Genomic DNA, 16124 nt, shown 5'->3' with positions numbered 1-16124 from the left:
CCGGCGTTTTTAGAAGCAGAACACATAGAAGCCTCCTGTCTTTAGGTGATACATATAGCTATATCCCTAAAACAGGAGGCTTCCCTTTTTCATCCCATTACAAAGTTCGGGATGACTCATGTGGCGGGTCCAAGTTTTTTAGCCAAAACTCTAAACAGCTTTACTACTCCTAACTCCACCATCTGCACGAAGCACAGAACAATTTAAATACTTCTCAAGATATAAAAATTGCGATAAATCCTGTTAACAAAAAGAGCCACAACACTGCTGCTGTGGCTCTTTTTATACTATAGGTTTAAGTTAAAGGTCAAATAGTGGTTTGCCTTGATCTTGTTCGTTATCGGTACGGCCTTGCGGGGTTTGCTTTTTGATTAGTTTGGTATCTGTTATATCCCGCTTCAGGCTGTTGCCAATATCTTTTGGGTTGCTTTTGCTTGTGTCCGTCAACTCGGACTGTTTGCTTTTATTCTGATCTTTATTTTTCATGACTCGATCTTAATAAAATGAGCTGCTATTCTTCGGCATCTGATTGCGCCTGTTTGCCGCTATCGCTACGCTTGCCGCCTGCACTGGACCAGCCTTTGCCACCTGATGATTTTGCCTGGCTTCTGCCAAGGTTATCACTTGTATCCTCTGCGGCCGGACGGCTTTTATCCAGCGAAGCCTGTACAGCTAAGCGGTTTCCTTTCTTACCATCTTCAAATGATTTTTGAGGGTTGCTGGCAAAACCATGAAACTCCCAATTGGTGTTTTTCTGTCCTTTCATTGTGGTTTTAGAATTTTAAGTGAAACATATATCAGGCAGTGTGCCCGGCTAATAATTTTCTATTGGTATGGTAAAGCCCTACTTTGGGCTATCGCTGTTGTCTTCTTTATCCTGGCTGCCTATTTGGGTATAAGCCTTTGCATCGTTATGCCAGTCAGGTTCAGTATTGCTGTCTTTAGCCTTAGAGGTAGGTGGGTTGCGGTGCGGGCCCTGTTCGCTGCCAAGGTTGGGCTGCATGGTGCGGGAAGTATCGTTTACATCCTGCGACAGCCTGTTTTGGTCGTTGCGCTTGTCCGTCTTCATAGGCAATTGGTAAGGTGAAAAGTAGCCTGCATGGCGCAGACTTACCAACTAGTGTACGAAGCTAAGGGCGTGTGGTTCAGTAAAATGGAGGGTAATTATGCCTTTCTGCAAACTAGCACAATGGGTTTCTGGTGCATGTCAGTGGTAAAAAGCAGGTAAATGTCACCTCCTTCTTTTATGCCTGTTTTGCGGCGTATCTCGGCTACAGACTCCGGAAAATTACGGACTGTGATGTTGGCTTTTTTTGCAGGCAGGTGCTTAAGCAGCTCTTTTTTATGGTAGCGGCTAATGGCCATGCACTGAAAGCTGCGTCCCGTAAAATCGGGTATAAGTATAGCAGAGGTATACAGGTGGCTGTTTGGGTGCAGCTTGCCTATATTATACTTCTGTGCCACTGTTTTAAAAGCACCTGCCTTAAGTATAGCTGCGTTGGGCTCATACACAAATTGCATGGGGTCTGTGTATCGGGGAGTTGCGGCTTCTTCGCTGGCACGGCTAAAGTCCAGGGTTTGGGCAGGCGCTTGTGCCAAATGGTTAACTGCAGTTCGTGCTGTTTCGGTTGGTGCGGGTGCACCGGCTTGCAGTAAGTATAAAACCTCTTTTACCTCGTTCTGTACCGCTACCACCCACAAACGGCTTACACAGCCAAGTTGCTCTACTGCCTGGTCAATGTCCAGCATCGGAGAGGTTTTAAGCAGAACGGCATCGGCTTTCTGAAACAGAAGCGGCAACAGGTGCAGCACATCTGGCTCGCAGTCTTGCAGCAGGTGCAGCTTTTCGTGTTGGTGACCCCGACGGGCAGGGTCCAGGTAAATCACATCGGCTTTTCCGGTAAATGCCTTCAGGTATTCCTCGGCAGTGGTATTTATACTTTGGATATTGCCAGCACCGAGTAGTTTAAAATTATGCGCTGCTATTTCCTGCAACTCAGGGTTCTGTTCCAGGTGCACGACCTCATCAAACTGCCTGGCAAAGTATAAACTGTCCACTCCAAAGCCACCTGTAAGGTCAACCAGCAATTTGCCACTTAGCAGAGAAGCCTTAAACGCAGCTGTTTGCTCCGATGAGCTCTGCTCTACAGAAAGCAAGACCGGGAAAACAGTATCAGGATTGTGAGCCCAGGTTGGCAGTTTTTGCGCGGCTTTCTGGCGGGCCTGGATCTGCTGCACCAGCTCAAGCACGGGCAATTGCGGGTAACGCCTGGCCTGCAACATGAGCGTGGCTGGGTCCTGGTGCAGGTGCTCCTGAATAAATTGCTTCTCTTCTAGTGTAAATAGGCGCATTTTGAAAAAGCTGTAAAGCAAGTACAAAAGTATAGATTTTATCCGTTTTATAGAGGATTGCTACATTGGCCGGCTAATTATTGAGAGTAGCATATTTTAATTTTGTTTAATAAATTTATAAGAACATTAAACAAAAATATCAGATAACAGTTTATTAGAGAGTTATCTAATTGTTTTACTTAGAAAATTGATTTCAACTATGAAGAAGAGCTTAAGATTATTATTACTGGCTGTATTACCTGTTATGTTTTTTACAGCCTGCGACGACGACGATGATTTGGATTTGCTGGAGGATAACGCGCAGGTAATGGTAGTGCATGCCTCACCCAATGCCCCAGCCGTTGACCTGTACGTGGATAATACCAAAGTAAATGCCACTGCGCTTAATTACCCGAACAACACTGGCTACCTGGACGTGGATGATGGCAGCCGTAACTTTAAAGTAGTGCCTGCCGGTGCAGCCGTTGGTAGTGCCGTGATAGATGCCAATGTTACGCTGGATGCGGATAAGGCTTATAGCGTGTTCGCTGCGAACACTTTATCTAATATAGAGGCAGTGGTGCTGGAAGACGACCTGACTGCACCGGCATCGGGTAAGGCCCATGTTCGTTTCGTGCACTTGTCGCCGGATGCACCAGCTGTGGATGTTGCAGTTCAGAATGGCCCGGTTCTGTTTTCAAACATTCAGTTTAAGGGTAGCACAGCTTTTACGCCAGTTGATGCCGGAACTTATACTTTGGAGGTAAGACCAGCAGGATCTACAAACGCAGTGCTTACTACGCAGGTGCAGTTAACAAACGGTGCGATCTATACCATTTTTGCCAGGGGCTTTGTTACTCCACCATCGGGCAACAACAACACCCTAGGGGCCGAAGTGATCGTAAATAATTAAAATACTCTTGAAGAAGACTACATGCGGCAGCGCCAGCTTTATAAGTTGGCGCTGCCGTTTTTCTATTGTTACCCTGAGGATCAGAAGTATAGGTAAGTATTGTTGAACTTGCGCAACAAATTGCGTAATTTTGTGTTTTACCTGAAAAAATATAGATAATGATCGATACACAGCTTAAGTACAAAGTAAAAGACATCTCCCTGGCAGCATGGGGACGTAAAGAGATCAGGTTGGCAGAGGCAGAAATGCCAGGTCTGATGGCTATCCGTGAAGAATATGGCCCAAGCAAGCCACTGGCAGGTGCCCGCATTGCAGGTTGCCTTCACATGACAATCCAGACTGCTGTTCTGATTGAGACACTGGTGGAGCTGGGTGCTGAGGTTACCTGGTCTTCTTGCAACATTTTCTCTACTCAGGACCACGCCGCTGCTGCCATTGCTGCTGCAGGTATCTCGGTTTACGCCTGGAAAGGTATGACCGCAGAAGAGTTTGACTGGTGTATTGAGCAGACATTGTTCTTTGGCGATGAGCGCAAGCCGCTTAACATGATCCTGGATGATGGTGGTGACCTGACTAACATGGTGCTTGATCAGTATCCGGAGCTGGCAGCTGGTATCAAAGGCCTTTCCGAAGAGACTACTACTGGTGTGCACCGCTTGTACGAGCGTATGAAGAACGGCACGCTTACAATGCCTGCCATTAACGTTAACGACTCTGTTACTAAATCTAAATTCGACAACAAGTATGGTTGTAAAGAATCTCTTGTAGATGCTATTCGTCGTGCTACTGACGTAATGATGGCTGGTAAGGTAGCTGTTGTGGCTGGTTACGGCGATGTGGGCAAGGGTTCTGCTGCCTCGCTTAGAGGTGCTGGTGCCCGTGTTATCGTTACCGAGATCGATCCGATATGCGCGCTTCAGGCTGCCATGGACGGTTTCGCGGTTAAGCGTATGGTGGATGCTGTTAAAGAGGCTGACATAGTGGTTACAGCTACTGGTAACAAAGACATCATCAGTGAGCAGGAGTTCCGCCTGATGAAGGACAAGACGATTGTTTGTAACATCGGCCACTTCGACAACGAGATTGACATGGCCTGGCTGAACAAAAACTACGGCCAGACAAAAGACGAGATCAAACCACAGGTAGACCTTTACAACATCGAGGGTAAAGACATCATTGTATTGGCAGAAGGCCGCCTTGTAAATCTGGGTTGTGCTACCGGTCACCCTTCTTTTGTAATGTCTAACTCATTCTCTAACCAAACACTTGCCCAGATAGAACTTTGGACAAATGCAGAGGCTTACGAGAACAAAGTTTATACTTTGCCGAAGCACCTTGACGAGAAAGTGGCTCGCCTGCACCTTGGTAAGATCGGTGCTGAACTGGATGAGCTTTCGCCTGACCAGGCACGTTACATTGGTGTTGAGGTTGAAGGACCTTACAAGCCAGAGTATTACAGATACTAAGAAGCGATTGCTTTCATATAAAAAGAGCCGGCGCATTGGTATGTGCCGGCTCTTTGTTTTTAAAGCCATGATACTGTGAACTTATCTTTCAGATGATGTTGAACTTCGACATCAGTGCCTTTTTATAAGATTTGCCTATCGGGATCTCGCCCTTCGAGAACACAACTGCGTTTTCTTCCAGTGCCTCTATCTTGTCCAGGTTGGCAATATAGGACCTGTGTACCCGCACAAAGCTTTGGGCCGGCAACTTGTGTTCCATGTCTTTTAAAGTAGAGCTTACCAGGTACTTCTGATCGGCGGTTACGATAAACGAATAGTTGTCGTAAGCCTCTACCCAGATAATATCGCTGTACTGCACCTTTATGATACGGTGCTTTACCTTTACAAAAATGTAATCGTTGATAACCTCCTGGTCTTTGTCAGCTATTTGCGTACCATTCAGTTCCTTCTCTTCGCGGTGCCCGCTATCATGCTTGTAGAGCGCTATCTCGATGGCAGAGCGCAGGCTCTTCTCATCAAAAGGCTTCACTAAAAAACCATCGGGCTCGGTTTTCTTGGCCCGATCAATGGTGGCATGGTCTGCGTATGCAGTAAGGTAAATGAAAGGGATATCGAACTCCTGCCTTATACGGTTCCCGATCTCAACGCCATCCTGTCCATTTCCAAGATTAATGTCAAGCAGTACCAGATCCGGCTGCGTTTCCCGGATTTTATCGATTGTGTTCTTGCCAGAGTCTATTGCACAGGTTGTATAGCCCAGTTCCTCCAGGCTGGCCGCAAGGTCCTCGGCAATTATCACTTCATCTTCCGATATAAGAATTTTAGGTTTAGTCATAGCTTTAAGTTCTTACGGGAAAATAATAATTATGGTGGCAAAACAAAAGATAATATTGAATTAGTGCCATTGTTGTTGCAAAAATTTATTTTACCGTTAATTTTTTTACTCAGCGAGGATACTAATTGCAGTCCGAAAGAACTTTTCATCTTTTCATCGAAATCAACAGGCAAGCCTCTACCGTTATCGCTTACGATTAAAGTATAAGTGCCGTTCGATTGTTGTTCCAAAATCACCCGTAACAAGCCGTTATGGCCCGGCACCGGGAACGCATACTTCAGTGAGTTGGAAACCAGTTCGTTTACAATCAGGCCCAGCGTAATGGCGGTATCTATGTCTACCTTAATAGGAGGCACCCTTAACTCCAGGTGCACCTGCTCTTCGGTGGTGCCATAGGCTTCGTACAAGCTTTCGCAAATGCCCCTGAAATAATCATCAAGGTCTATTTCCCCAATATCGTCGTGGCGGTAGAGGCGCTCGTGCAGTATGGCCATAGAGCGCACGCGGCTTTTGAGTGCACGCATTACCTCTGTTGCCTGCGGGTCCTGCACATACCTCGACTGTAGGTTTAGCATGCTGATCACGATCTGTAGGTTATTCTTTACCCGGTGGTGGATCTCCTGCAGCAGCATTTCTTTCTCGCGGTTCTTGCGCTCCAGCTGCCGGGTGCGGTGGTTTACCCGCATTTCGAGCAACGAGTTCATTTTAACAAGGCTTTGTTCGCGCAGTTTTATGATACTGAGCACAGCACCGGCCACCACAAGCAGCAACACCCCAATAAACCACTCGCGGCGCCAGATCGGGGGCACAATAGACAAAGTATAAGCCAGGGGCTTTGGAGTCCAGTAGCCATCGTTATTCTGGGCCAGCAATTCGAAAGTATAGTCGCCGGGGGCAAGATTGGGGTAACTTGCGTAAGCCTGGTCTGTGGCCGCCGACCACTGCTTCTGGTACCCTTTAAGGCGGTATTTATACCTAACCTGCTCAGGCCCGGACAAGCAAATGGCGTTAAAGTTAAACGTGATATGGTTCTGGGTGTGTGGCAGTTTCAGGTCGCGCGGTAAACCCGTTGCCGAATCGGGTGGGTAGCCAAGCTGCTGCCAGTCGGTAGGCTTCTGAAACAGCATGATATCGTTCAGCATAACCGTAGGGAACACTTTGTTGCGCCTGTCGAGTTTGGGCAGGTACTTTGTAAGTCCTTTTGTAGTGCCAAACCAGATGCTGCCGTCAGGGGTTTGCGTAATGGCATTGTTGTTTATTTCGATGCCCCTAAAACCGTTTGCCCCGGAATAGCTTCTAAAACTGAGTTTCTTGTGTTCGCGGAGTTTCGGGAGAAAGATTTTCAGTACATTTCTGCTTGTGCCTACCCATAGGTTGTCGTTGCTGTCAACGTATAGTCCCTTTATGCCTTCGTTGGGCAGGCCATCCTCGCGGGTAAAAAGTTTTGGCTTGCCCCATCTGTCGTTTAATACAGCTATACCGTAGTTAAAGCCACCAAAGTATAAGTTGCCATACTTGTCTTCCGCCACCGATGTAACTTCTTCTAGCTGAAAATGCGCTAACTCAGATGCCTTTACAACCTCTCCGTTCACCAGTTTATACACCCCAGTAGAGGCAGCTATCCACAGCTGTTCTTTACCATCCAGGTGCAGGTGGTAGATTCTTGCCACCGGAAGTATGGCTGGCATTTTATACTTTTTCACGCCCTCTTTGGTATAGCATGCAATGCCATTGGCAGTGGCCATCCAAATGTTTCCTTTGCTATCAGGAAGGCACTGGTATACTTCGTTGGCAGGCAGTCCGTTTGCCGTGGTGTAATGGGTGTACCCAGTAGGGGTAATTTCCCAGGCTCCATTGCTGGTTGCTACCCATGTATACTTTCCGTTGTTTACAGTGATGCGGTGCACCGTAGTGCCTTCGCTCCAGATTGGCTTCAGGTTCCAGTTTAATCGGCCGCCTTCCAGGTAAGCGGTGGTGCCTTCGTCTGTGCCAACCCATACCCTGCCTTTGTTATCGTTAGTTAAGGCCGTTATGCGGGGCTCACTTATCTCCGTGAAATCAAAATAGTGTACAAACCACGGCGAGGTATACTGCTGTAGCCCATACCCGTTAGTGCCTATCCAGATGTTCCCTTCCCTGTCGGAGGCCAGTGCAATCACCCGCTTGGACCTGAGGCCGTTCTGCCTGTTAAAGTGAGTGTAGTGTTTGCCATCAAACTTAACCAACCCATTTTGTTTTAGGCCGATCCACAGGTTGCCGTACAGGTCTACCAGGAATGATGATACCTCCAGGTCTATTCTGTTAATTGGCAGGTCAAAGGTATAAATGGTGTTGTCTGAGAATCTTGCAGGGCCGTTTTCGGTGCCGATCCATAGATTTTTGCCCTTTTTCTGATACAACGTGGTGATCTGATTGCTGGGCAGTGCGCTGTTTTCAGTAGTGTAATGGTGTACCCCTGAGTTGGTGATGCGGTGTAATCCATCAGAGTGGCTTCCGGCCCATACTTCATTGTCCGGGGTTATGAGCACAGCATGGTACGGCTGCTCGGGCAATTCTGTATACTTTTTAAATGAGCCATTTTTGTAATAGTATAGGCCTGCCTCAGTAGCAAGCCAAACACTACCCTCGCTGTCTTCTGCGATATCATAAACAGTGCTGGCTGCCAGCCCTTGTTCTCTGCCATACTTAGTCAGCTTCTTTCCGTCGTATTTAACAATGCCCCGGTCAGAGGTGCCTATCCAGATGTTCTTTTGCCTGTCCTGGTGCAGGGCTGAAATGTTGTTGCTGCTAAGGCCGCTTTCGTCTGTGAAAGTATAAAATTGCTTTCCGTCGAAACGGCTGACGCCCCCTCTGGTGGCTATCCATAAATGCCCTGTGTGGTCCTGGAGAATATCCTTTACCTGCGACTGAGGTAAGCCCTGTTCCAACGTCCAGTTACGGAAATTATACTGCTGTGCCCTTACCTGTGCACTGATCACAATCAGAAGTGCACAAGCTAACATGACAATGTATAAAGGGCGTTTAAGCATGTAGAGGCAGCAGGTAATGCCGTAGCAATGGTGGAGCAAATAGTGCAAATATGTATTGTACTATAAATTAGTGTTTTTGTTACGTTTAAAACCTGCTTATACACAAGATTTTAGAGTTAAAACCCCGATATTTGCAGCATTAAACCCAATATTGTTCCTGATGCAAGTAAAACTGTCTGTTACCATTATCACCTTTAACGAGGAGGCCAACATTGAGCGCTGCCTGAAATCTGTTGAAGGAGTAGCAGATGAGATAGTGGTAGTGGACTCGCTCTCTACTGATCGTACGAAGGAGATCTGCCTGAATCATGGTGTTGTGTTTGTGGAAAATGTGTTTGAGGGGTACAGCGAGCAGAAAAACTTTGCCAATGCAATCGCCTCTCACAATTACATCCTTTCACTTGACGCTGACGAGGCGCTGACAGAAGAACTGAGGCAAGCCATACTTCAAGTGAAAAGTAACTGGACTGCTGATGCCTACAAAATGAACAGGCTTACCTGCTACAGAGGCAAATGGATAAAGCATTCGGGCTGGTACCCTGACTGCAAGCTAAGGCTGTTTGATAAAACGAAAGGTGCTTGGGTAGGAAAGCTTCACGAGAGCATCCAAATGTCTGGAGGCAGTACCGTGAAAAAGTTGAAAGGCGATATTTTGCATTATTATAGCCATAACGTAAAGCAGCACCTCGACCAGATTAACAAATACACTGACCTGTTTATGGTGGAAAGCTGGCAGAAAGGAAAGCAGACTTCTGTGCTCGCCATACTTGTAAAGCCGCCGTTCCGTTTCTTCAAGACTTACTTCCTGCAGCGCGGTTTCCTGGATGGCTTTAGTGGGTTCTTCATCGCGGGGCTTTCTGCCTACACAGTTTTCCTGAAGTATAGCAAACTGTACCTGGCCAATAAGGCAGGTGGGCCAGACAAAGTATAAACAGCCGCTAAAATTAATAGAATACGCATGGTAACAGGTATATCAGTTGTGATCCCGAACTACAACGGGGTACGCCTTTTCGAGCATACTTTGCCAACAGTAGTAGAAACGCTAAGGCATGCGGGCAAACCCTATGAGATCATTGTTGTTGATGATTGCTCTACTGATGCTTCAGTTGAGTACCTGCGGCAGCATTATCCGGAGGTGCGCATCTTGCAAAACAGCGTGAACAGCGGCTTTTCGGTTACAGCCAACAAGGGAATCAGGGCTGCGGCATACGATAAAGTATTGTTACTAAACAGTGATGTAAAGCTGACTCCGGGTTATTTTGACAATCAGTACAAGTACTTTGACAAGCCGGACACCTTTGGGGTGATGGGCCGCATTGTTGGCTGGGACGATGACAAGATTCAGGATGGCGCCAAATACCCATACTATCACGGCAGCAAAATAAAGACATCGGGCAACTACCTGCTTAAAGACGAAGCGCTGATGCAGGATGGCCTTTACTCGATGTACCTGTCAGGGGCAAACGCATTTATCGATAAAGCGAAGTTTCTGCAGATAGGGGGCTTTAACGAGTTGTTTTCGCCTTTTTACGTGGAGGACTATGAACTATCGTTGCGGGCTTGGCGTCTTGGGTACAAGTGCTACTATGATTATAGCAGCGTTTGCCGGCACCAGGTGTCTACTTCGATTAAGTCCAAGAGCAAAAAGAAGTATGTTAGCACGGTTTACGACCGCAACAAAATGTACCTGCATGCCATCCACCTGGAAGGGGTAAAGCGCCTGCTGTGGTTCATGCAGCTACTACCTGAGGCACTGGTTCGTGTACTGACCTTCAGGTGGCACTATCTAAATTCGCTTGGAATGTTTATTGGTTCTTATGGTAAAGTAAGGCAATCAAGAAAAGACTTTAACAGGCTGGCCAGGCAGGTAAACAGAAGGCAAAGTGTAAAGCAGGTGGCTGATTTTATTCTGAGCAAGCTAAACGCCCATACTAAAAAGTTTTAACCGTGCAGTTATACTTTGCTGCATAAAGTAACCAGATTCCCGCTACATGAAAATTAATTTTGTTGTTCCTTTTCCGGCTACAAAGCCCAGCGGCGGAGTAAAGGTTATGTATGAGTATGCCAACCAGATGGCTGACAGGGGACACGATGTTACGATAATACATGGGATCAAGCAGATGCACAAAACCATGAAGAGCCCGCTCTGGTATAAGCAGTTTCTCTTTTTTATGAAAGGTGCATCGCGTCCGGCCTGGTATAAACTGCACCCGCAAATAAAAAGTATTATTGTACCCGAAATTTCGGACAAGTATATTCCCGATGCCGATGCAACAGTATCAACCTGGTGGGCCACTGCAATACAGGTAAGCCAGCTGAGTGCCACCAAAGGCCGCAAGTATAATTTGATACAGGGGTACGAGGTTTGGGACGGGCATGAAGACCTGGTGCACCATTCTTACCATTTACCAGTAAAGCACATCGTTATCTCCAGGCACCTTCAGGAAGTGGTGCAAAAGATTTCTGGTAAAACACCCATCTATATACCCAATGCAGTAAGCACAAAATCTTATTATGAGACCACGCCAATTCAGAGCCGTAAACCGGCAAGCGTGTGCATGATGTTTTCCGAACAAGAGCTGAAAGGGTCGAAGTATGGGTTAGAGGCGCTTTTAAGGCTTAAAAACGTATTCCCGGACCTTACCGTCGATCTGATTAGTGTGCCTAAAAAGCCGGCGAGCCTTCCAGACTGGATCAAGTATAACCGCAACCCCTCCAACATCAGGGAGATCTATAACCGGAACAGCATCTTTCTGTCGCCGAGCCTGAGCGAGGGCTGGGGGCTTACCTGCACCGAGGCCATGCTTTGCGGGTGTTGCCTGGTTTGCACCGACATAGGGGGGCACCGTGAGTTTGCGATAGACGGAGAGAATGCCTGTACCGTAGAGCACAGGAATGTCGAGCAGATCTATGAAACAATCAGGATGCTTATCGAGAATGACGAAAAGCGCTACAAATTATCGAGAGAGGGCAGACTGCACATAGCCAGAAAATTCTCCTGGGAAAAGTCGGCCGCAATGTTAGAAAATTTATTTACTGCAGACAGGAAACAATAAGCCCGTAAACGTAAGTATGGATAAATACTGCCCGGTAACTGAATTTTTTTCCGAAAAGCGGTCAAATTTTTCAAATCTTATCAGGCTATAGTATATATACCACAACAGGTGCAACCCTAAGCGTGCTACTGCTGTATGTAATTAAAATTTCTATATTTGCGTATAAATACGCGATTGAGGACTTCACAAAAGTACAAAATCCAAGTTGATGAGCGAGCAAACAGGTAAACAGCTTAGTAAAGAGGAGAAAGACGCACGGTTTGAGGCCGAACTGCTGCCTGTGCTGGACCCCTTGTATAACTTTGCCTACAGGCTCACCTTAGACGAAGACGACGCCAATGACCTGGTGCAGGAGACCTATCTGAAAGCCTATCGTTTTTTTGACTACTTCGAGCAAGGAACTAATGCAAAAGCATGGCTGTTCCGAATCCTGAAGAACTCATTCATAAACGAGTTTCGGAAAAAAAGCAAGCAACCTGCCAAGGTAGATTACAGCGAAGTAGAGGGGTATTATAACTCCGAAGACGTAGAGGGTGAGAGCGGGGTGGCTTCTACCACAGACATGCGCACCGAGAGTGTGCAGGACCTGATCGGAGATGAAGTAGCCAGCGCCTTAAATGCTTTGCCAGTCGACTTCAGGACAGTAATTATACTTTGTGATCTGGAAGGTTTTACCTATGAGGAAATGGCCAAGATACTGGACATCCCGATAGGTACTGTAAGATCGAGATTGCACCGTGCCCGAAACTCTTTGAAGGAGAAGTTGGAAAAATATGCCAAAACAATGGGTTATAACAGTTAGCAAGATATTTTAAGAGTTTTTAGTTAAGATGGAATCGAAAATTACAGAAGTTTACCAGAAGATACCCGACGAGAGTTACGATACACACTGTGACAAGGTGTCTGACATGCTGGACCTCATTATTGACGGCGAAGCCTCCTCTGAAGAAGAGAAATTTTTTAATACACACGTTGAAGAGTGTGTAAGTTGTTTCGAGAACCATCAGAAACAAAAGCTTCTTAAAGGGATCATCAGCGGCCATCTCAAGCGCGTGATAGTGCCGGAAAGCCTGGCATTATCGATCAGAGCGAAGATTCAAGAAACTTTATAGTCCCTAATGCAAGGCAAAATCATCATCTTTTCGGCACCGTCTGGCGCCGGCAAAACTACCATTGTTAAGCACCTGCTCAACGTTAACCCTAACCTGAGCTTCTCAATTTCGGCCTGCACACGCGATAAGCGCGGCCGAACCGAGGTAAACGGAAAAGATTACTACTTCATCACTCCGGAAGATTTTAAGCAGAAAATCGCCAACGACGAGTTTGTTGAGTGGGAAGAAGTATACGAGGGCGCCTTTTACGGCACTCTGAAATCGGAGGTGGAGCGCATCTGGAAGAGCGGCAAACATGTGATTTTGGATGTTGATGTGAAGGGCGGATTAAGTATAAAGCACTTCTACAAAGAAAGGGCGCTGGCTGTTTTCGTAAAGCCGCCTTCAATAGACGAGCTGGCCAAGCGTTTGACTGCACGTAACACCGATTCGGCATCAAGTATATCAAGCCGTGTTTTTAAAGCAAAGTTCGAGCTTGGCTTCGAAGACCAGTTCGACACCGTGATCGTGAACGATGACCTGGACAAAGCGTGCCGCGAGGCTGAAAAGCTGGTGAACGAGTTCCTGAATGCAGAACCTGCCATCGTATGAAAGTAGGGCTGTTGTTCGGCTCCTTTAACCCGATCCATATAGGGCACCTGATCCTGGCCAACTTCATGGCAACCAATACCGACCTGGACACGGTGTGGCTGGTTGTGTCGCCTCAGAATCCATTCAAACCCAGCAACACGCTGTTGCATGAGTTCGACAGGCTACACATGGTGTCGCTGGCGATTGCGGATAATCCGGTGTTGGGGGTGTCTAACATCGAGTTTAGCATGCCCAAGCCAAGCTACACCATTGATACGTTGACGTACCTGCAGGAGAAGTACCCGAGCTATGAGTTTGTGCTGATAATGGGGGAGGACAACCTGCCGCTTTTCCCGAAGTGGAAGAATTACGAAAGTATACTTAAATACCATCGGGTGTATGTATATCCGCGCTCAGGCTCCGTAACCACCGAGCTGCCCGACATGCCCAGCGTAACATTTGTAAAAGCGCCCATACTTGATATCTCGGCCACCTTTATCAGGCAGTGCATCAAGGAGGAGAAAAGTATAAAATACCTCGTACCCGACGACGTAGCAGAGTACATCAAGGTACACAAGCTGTTCCAGTAGTCTAAACCGCAGATTAATGGGGATTAGATTGATTTGACGGATTTTTGTTGGAGAGGACTAAAGTATAAATTTGGTTTCGCTAAAGTTAATCTTGTCTGACCCCACAAATCCCCTATCAAACTGTAGTTAAGATAAAAAAAGAGAGCCCCGCAATTTTGGTTGCGGGGCTCTCTTTTTTATAAGCCAGAATAAAAGTCTTATGTCTTATATCCTGTATATCCTGTGTCTTGCGTCTTTTTATATCGTCATGATCTCTGCTTCCTTCTTGGCAAGCAGCTCATCAATTTTAACGATGTAAGCATCCGTCAACTTCTGCACTTTGGCTTCCGCGTCGCGTACAGCATCTTCAGAAGTGCCTTCTTTCTGCAATTTCTTCAGCGAGTCGTTCACGTCTTTGCGCACGTTGCGGACACTGATCTTGCCGTTTTCAGTTTCGTTCTTTACCTGCTTAACCAGCTCACGGCGGCGCTCTTCAGTAAGTGCCGGAATATTCAGACGGATTGCATCAGCCTCCTGCTGCGGGTTAAGGCCCAGGTCGCTGTTCTTGATGGCTTTGTTGATCTCGCCCAGCATATTTTTTTCCCAGGGCTTGATTAGCAAAGTGCGTGCATCCGGAGCCATAACGTTGGCTACCTGAGAAATAGGAGTAGGAGTGCCGTAGTAGTCAACACGCAGACCATCCACCATAGCAGGAGAGGCTTTGCCAGCACGGATCTTTGTAAGCTCTGAGCTAGTGTGCTGCACTGCTTTTTCCATAGACTCCTCTGCTTCGCTGAGGTAAAACTGAATTTCTTCCGTCATATCAAATTATCGCTTAAAATTTCTGATGAAACTATACGTAGGGTTATGATGCAAAACTACTGATTTTTTGCTGTTTTGTTTTAATCGAGCCTGCCGGTGCGCTATGTTTGTTACTTTATGGTCTCTGTCAGGTCGTCCATGGTAACAAGCGTTCCGATTTCCTCGCCCTGCACCAGGCGCTTCAGGTTGCCTTGTGTATTCATATCAAACACAATTATTGGCAAGCCGTTTTCTTTGCAAAGCGTGAAAGCTGTCATGTCCATCACGTTCAGGCCTTTTTCAAACACATCCTTAAACGAGATGTTTCTGTAGAAGATCGCATCCGGGTTCTTCTCTGGGTCTGCAGAGTAGATGCCATCTACACGAGTGCCTTTCAACACCACATCCGCCTCGATCTCTATTGCGCGTAAGCTGGCCGCAGAGTCTGTTGTAAAGTAGGGGTTTCCGGTGCCGGCACCAAAAATAACCACGCGGCCTTTCTCCAGGTGGCGCACTGCACGGCGGCGAATGTATGGCTCGCATACCTGCTGTATGTTTAGGCCGGATAACAAACGAGTATAAACGCCAAGTTTTTCGAGGGCACTTTGCAGGGCCATGCTGTTAATTACCGTTGCCAGCATACCCATATAGTCGCCCTGCACGCGGTCAAGGCCAACCTGCTCGGCCTGCACACCTCTGAATATGTTGCCACCGCCAATAACTACGGCCACCTCAACGCCAAGCGCTGCCACTTCTTTAATCTCCTGCGCATACTGTATCAGCCTGTTAGAGTCGATACCGTACTGCTGTTCTCCCATCAGCGCCTCACCGCTAAGCTTTAGTAATATTCTCTTATACTTCACGATCTATACTATTTTGTTATAAGTTTGGTCTAAAGTTGTTGAGGGCAGACAGGTGCTGCCCAAATGGCAACACAAAAAAGTTAAAATAAAATCAAAACCTGATTCTTTTCCACGTTCTGTCGTGGCTGCACTTTAATTTCTTTCACAACACCATCACCCGGCGACTTCAGGATGTTTTCCATTTTCATGGCCTCCAGAATAAGGATCGGGTCACCTTTCTTTACTTCCTGGCCAGGCTGTACCTTAATGTCAAGTATAAGCCCGGGCATTGGAGCCTTCACATCATTTACCTTTTGGGTATTGGCATCACTCATGCCAAGCTGGTCCAGCAATAGGTCAAAACGATCTTTGGCGTAAACAGTTTGCTTAATACCGTTAATTTTGAACGTAAATGACTTTGCCTGGTAATCAGCCTCTACTAACTCGGCCGTATAAGACTTGTTGTCCTTTATGATATGGTAAGTGTTAGGACCAATAGGCTGTATGTCCCAGTTTAAAGGTGTTCCGTTTAGAAGAATGGAGTCTTTCTGAATATCAACCTGCCATGTTTTGTCGTTAGCGGTTTTTATCTGGAGCATC

The 16124-nt window shown here is 46.8% G+C and carries 18 protein-coding genes; 9 read left to right on the top strand and 9 right to left on the bottom strand.

Annotation, left to right across the window (positions count from 1 at the left end; translation table 11 throughout):
- Positions 1–300 precede the first annotated feature (300 nt).
- From AC4BAP_RS05550 to AC4BAP_RS05535, 4 genes are all read right to left on the bottom strand, one after another.
- Entirely contained in the window at positions 301–486 is a 186-nt protein-coding gene (locus AC4BAP_RS05550; RefSeq protein WP_490581621.1) for a hypothetical protein, read from the bottom strand.
- 25 nt (positions 487–511) lie between these two features.
- Positions 512–766 (bottom strand): hypothetical protein, encoded by a 255-nt coding sequence (locus AC4BAP_RS05545; protein WP_490581620.1) that lies wholly within the window; start codon positions 764–766, stop codon positions 512–514.
- Between the two features lie 78 nt (positions 767–844).
- On the bottom strand, positions 845–1069 hold the full coding sequence (locus AC4BAP_RS05540) for a hypothetical protein (protein ID WP_490581619.1): 225 nt from the start codon (positions 1067–1069) through the stop codon (positions 845–847).
- A gap of 95 nt (positions 1070–1164) precedes the next feature.
- Positions 1165–2352, bottom strand: a complete 1188-nt coding sequence (locus tag AC4BAP_RS05535; RefSeq protein WP_490581618.1) for a THUMP-like domain-containing protein — start codon at positions 2350–2352, stop codon at positions 1165–1167.
- 199 nt (positions 2353–2551) lie between these two features.
- Here AC4BAP_RS05535 and AC4BAP_RS05530 point away from each other — a divergent pair, with 199 nt between their 5' ends.
- A complete protein-coding gene (locus AC4BAP_RS05530) occupies positions 2552–3244 on the top strand; it encodes a DUF4397 domain-containing protein (RefSeq protein WP_490581617.1) in 693 nt (230 codons plus the stop codon).
- A gap of 158 nt (positions 3245–3402) precedes the next feature.
- A complete protein-coding gene (gene ahcY, locus AC4BAP_RS05525) occupies positions 3403–4710 on the top strand; it encodes an adenosylhomocysteinase (protein WP_490581616.1) in 1308 nt (435 codons plus the stop codon).
- An 88-nt stretch (positions 4711–4798) separates the two neighbouring features.
- Here ahcY and AC4BAP_RS05520 read toward each other — a convergent pair whose 3' ends face one another.
- Positions 4799–5545: a LytR/AlgR family response regulator transcription factor gene (locus AC4BAP_RS05520; RefSeq protein WP_490581615.1), complete on the bottom strand. Its 747-nt coding sequence runs from the start codon at positions 5543–5545 to the stop codon at positions 4799–4801.
- 29 nt (positions 5546–5574) lie between these two features.
- Positions 5575–8574, bottom strand: coding sequence for a ligand-binding sensor domain-containing protein (locus tag AC4BAP_RS05515; protein ID WP_490581614.1), 3000 nt, complete (start codon positions 8572–8574; stop codon positions 5575–5577).
- Between the two features lie 160 nt (positions 8575–8734).
- Between AC4BAP_RS05515 and AC4BAP_RS05510 the strand changes: the two genes are divergently transcribed.
- The 7 genes from AC4BAP_RS05510 (at position 8735) to nadD (ending at position 13902) form a co-directional block, all read left to right on the top strand.
- Complete coding sequence (locus tag AC4BAP_RS05510; RefSeq protein WP_490581613.1) at positions 8735–9505, top strand: glycosyltransferase family 2 protein; 771 nt, start codon at positions 8735–8737, stop codon at positions 9503–9505.
- Positions 9506–9532: 27 nt separating this feature from the next.
- Complete coding sequence (locus AC4BAP_RS05505; RefSeq protein ID WP_490581612.1) at positions 9533–10519, top strand: glycosyltransferase family 2 protein; 987 nt, start codon at positions 9533–9535, stop codon at positions 10517–10519.
- A 46-nt stretch (positions 10520–10565) separates the two neighbouring features.
- Positions 10566–11630, top strand: coding sequence for a glycosyltransferase family 4 protein (locus AC4BAP_RS05500; RefSeq protein ID WP_490581611.1), 1065 nt, complete (start codon positions 10566–10568; stop codon positions 11628–11630).
- A gap of 208 nt (positions 11631–11838) precedes the next feature.
- Positions 11839–12432, top strand: coding sequence for a sigma-70 family RNA polymerase sigma factor (locus AC4BAP_RS05495; protein ID WP_299822737.1), 594 nt, complete (start codon positions 11839–11841; stop codon positions 12430–12432).
- A gap of 28 nt (positions 12433–12460) precedes the next feature.
- On the top strand, positions 12461–12742 hold the full coding sequence (locus tag AC4BAP_RS05490; protein WP_490581610.1) for an anti-sigma factor family protein: 282 nt from the start codon (positions 12461–12463) through the stop codon (positions 12740–12742).
- Positions 12743–12748: 6 nt separating this feature from the next.
- On the top strand, positions 12749–13333 hold the full coding sequence (gene gmk / locus AC4BAP_RS05485; RefSeq protein ID WP_490581609.1) for a guanylate kinase: 585 nt from the start codon (positions 12749–12751) through the stop codon (positions 13331–13333).
- Positions 13330–13902, top strand: a complete 573-nt coding sequence (nadD, locus tag AC4BAP_RS05480; RefSeq protein WP_490581608.1) for a nicotinate (nicotinamide) nucleotide adenylyltransferase — start codon at positions 13330–13332, stop codon at positions 13900–13902. Before gmk ends, nadD begins: the two co-directional genes overlap by 4 nt.
- 237 nt (positions 13903–14139) lie before the next feature.
- Here nadD and frr read toward each other — a convergent pair whose 3' ends face one another.
- The 3 genes from frr to AC4BAP_RS05465 all read right to left on the bottom strand — a co-directional run bounded on the left by frr (position 14140) and on the right by AC4BAP_RS05465 (position 16123).
- Entirely contained in the window at positions 14140–14703 is a 564-nt protein-coding gene (gene frr, locus AC4BAP_RS05475; protein ID WP_490581607.1) for a ribosome recycling factor, read from the bottom strand.
- A 110-nt stretch (positions 14704–14813) separates the two neighbouring features.
- Complete coding sequence (gene pyrH, locus AC4BAP_RS05470) at positions 14814–15545, bottom strand: UMP kinase (RefSeq protein ID WP_490581606.1); 732 nt, start codon at positions 15543–15545, stop codon at positions 14814–14816.
- An 80-nt stretch (positions 15546–15625) separates the two neighbouring features.
- A complete protein-coding gene (locus AC4BAP_RS05465) occupies positions 15626–16123 on the bottom strand; it encodes an acyl-CoA carboxylase biotin carboxyl carrier protein subunit (protein WP_490581605.1) in 498 nt (165 codons plus the stop codon).
- Between the last annotated feature and the right edge of the window lies 1 nt (position 16124).

This window comes from Pontibacter sp. GD7 (assembly GCF_058216375.1).
This window is presented reverse-complemented; position numbering and strand designations above follow the sequence as displayed.